This is a genomic window from uncultured Streptococcus sp., from assembly GCF_938036805.1.
Lineage (GTDB): Bacteria > Bacillota > Bacilli > Lactobacillales > Streptococcaceae > Streptococcus.
In genome coordinates this window covers 1-2631 of record NZ_CALHWC010000038.1, presented here as the reverse complement: position 1 = coordinate 2631, position 2631 = coordinate 1, and the positions used below count along the sequence as shown (strand labels likewise).

General features: G+C 47.4%; 3 protein-coding genes. 2 read left to right on the top strand and 1 reads right to left on the bottom strand.

What is annotated here, in order from left to right; translation table 11 throughout:
- Positions 1 to 62: 62 nt before the first annotated feature.
- Together dnaJ and Q0191_RS01750 are read left to right on the top strand one after the other, a co-directional pair.
- Complete coding sequence (gene dnaJ / locus Q0191_RS01755) at positions 63 to 1196, top strand: molecular chaperone DnaJ (RefSeq protein ID WP_297663268.1); 1134 nt, start codon at positions 63 to 65, stop codon at positions 1194 to 1196.
- Positions 1197 to 1244: 48 nt separating this feature from the next.
- Positions 1245 to 1649 (top strand): GNAT family N-acetyltransferase, encoded by a 405-nt coding sequence (locus Q0191_RS01750; RefSeq protein WP_297663266.1) that lies wholly within the window; start codon positions 1245 to 1247, stop codon positions 1647 to 1649.
- 88 nt (positions 1650 to 1737) lie between these two features.
- Here the strand turns inward: Q0191_RS01750 and Q0191_RS01745 are convergent.
- On the bottom strand, positions 1738 to 2631 hold an 894-nt coding region (locus Q0191_RS01745), incomplete at its 5' end, for a ribonuclease J (protein WP_297663264.1).

Genomic DNA, 2631 nt, shown 5'->3' with positions numbered 1-2631 from the left:
AGCATCGCTCCGTCGCCTGATTTCCTATTTTTCAGTCGAATTTTACGGTCTTGGTATCTTAAATGAACAATACTGAATTTTATGATCGTTTAGGTGTCTCTAAGAATGCTTCTCAGGATGAGATTAAGAGAGCTTATCGGAAATTATCTAAAAAATACCACCCAGATATCAATAAGGAGCCTGGGGCGGAAGATAAATATAAGGAAGTCCAGGAGGCTTATGAAACCTTGAGCGATGAGCAAAAGCGGGCGGCCTATGACCAATATGGCGCGGCGGGTGCCAATGGTGGCTTTGGCGGCGGTGCAGGCGGCTTCGGTGGCTTTGATGGCTCTGGTTTTGGCGGCTTCGAAGATATCTTCTCTAGCTTCTTTGGCGGTGGCGCGACTCGTAACCCAAATGCTCCGCGCCAAGGGGATGATCTCCAGTATCGGGTAAATCTCCGCTTTGAAGAGGCTATTTTCGGGGCAGAAAAAGAAGTGAAATACAATCGTGAGGCGAGTTGCCATACTTGTCACGGCTCAGGTGCTAAGCCAGGAACTAGCCCAGTAACTTGTGGCCGCTGTCATGGTTCTGGTGTCATCAACGTTGATACTCAAACACCGCTGGGTATGATGCGTCGTCAAGTAACCTGTGACGTCTGTCATGGTCGCGGACAAGAAATCAAAAGTCCATGTGAAACCTGCCATGGAACAGGGCATGAAAAGCAAGCGCATAGCGTTCATGTAAAAATTCCGGCTGGTGTGGAAACAGGTCAACGAGTTCGCTTGGCTGGTCAAGGTGAGGCAGGCTTTAACGGCGGTCCTTACGGTGACTTGTATGTAGTGGTGAACGTTGAGCCGAGCGATAAGTTTGAGCGAGACGGTTCTACCATTTACTACAAGCTCAACCTCAACTTTGTGCAAGCAGCTCTGGGCGACAGTGTGGAAATCCCAACTGTGCATGGAAATGTTGAATTGACAATCCCAGAAGGAACTCAGACTGGCAAACGTTTCCGTCTGCGTGGTAAGGGAGCACCAAATCTACGCGATGGAAGTGTCGGTGACCAATATGTCACTATCAATGTCGTAACGCCGACAGGACTCAATGATCGTCAAAAGGCGGCTCTTAAGGATTTTGCGGCGGCTGGAGACATCACAGTGAGCCCTAAAAAGAAAGGCTTCTTTGATAAGATGAAAGATGTCTTTGAAGGGGAATAAAGAAGGAAAAGGCAGAGTTAGTATTCTGCTTTTTCGTTAGGAGAAAAAATGACAGAATTTCAAAACTTTATCGAGCAAGTTTTCAAGGAGCAATATGAGGCTTCATTTGGGTCGACTAGGTTTGAAGAACTTGAACCCAAGGATTATTATCTGACACGTGAAGAGGAAGGGAAATTAATCGCCTTGCTCCATGCCCAGCAGGTGTTGGAAAACATCCATATCAAGGCCTTAGTGGTAGATAAGGGACACCAGAAAAAGGGTTTGGGAGCTAGTCTGCTGGCAGAATTAGAAGAAAGGGCTGAGAAAGCGGGAGTCAGCAGCATCACCTTGTCCACCAAATCTTATCAGGCTAAGGATTTTTACATCAAACAAGGCTATGAAATCTATGCCAGTCTGGAAGATGTGCCTCAAAAAGGTGTGACCAAATATCATTTCATCAAGTGGTTAAAGTGAGCTACTCTCAAGTAGATAGAAGTCAATTGCCAATTACCATTAAAGTTTACAAAAAATAAGCTTTGCTAGTCTAGCAAAGCTTATTTTTTTAGTTGTCTTCGTCTGGTGTAAGCACCATCGGAATGATAATAGGTTCGCGCTCGGTACTTTCGTAGAGGAAAGGACGCAAGGCGTTGACGATAGCGCCGCTGACAGATTGGACGCTGGCATCTTTATTCTTAAGGGCAATGCGAATGGCATTGAAGAGGATGCGCTGGCTTTGGCGAATGAGGTCACCTGATTCGCGCATGTAGATAAAGCCGCGGCTGAGAATATCTGGACCGGCTAAAATCATCTTGGACTCAAAGTCAACCGTCGCAACAGCCAGAACCACACCGTCCTCTGACAGGTCTTTACGGTCGCGCAGGACTGCAGCTCCGATTTCACCAATGCGGTTCCCATCAACATAAATATCCTGAGCGTTGAAGCTGCCGGCAATACGAGCTGAGTCGGCTGTCAGAGCCAGCACATCACCATTGCTCATGATGAAGATATTGTCTTTTGGTACTCCAGTATCAACGGCTAGGCCTGCATGGACTTTCTGCATACGGTATTCACCATGGACTGGCATGAAATATTTAGGCTTGATCAGGCGGAGCATGAGTTTCTGCTCTTGTTGGCCACCGTGTCCAGAGGTGTGGATGTTGTTAATCTTACCGTGAATCACTTCGACGCCAGCCTCGGAAATGATGTTAATCAGCTTGTTCACGCTGGTGGTATTACCAGGGATTGGGCTGGATGAGAAGATGACCGTATCTCCAGGTTGCAGCTGCACCTGACGGTGGGTACCATTAGCAATCCGTGACAGGGCTGCCATGGGTTCACCCTGACTTCCGGTACACATAATCAGCACTTCACCAGCTGGATAGTCCTTGAGTTCATTTGGCTCGATGAAGGTATCTTTGGGAACCTTGATATAGCCCAGCTCAATCCCGTTGACAAT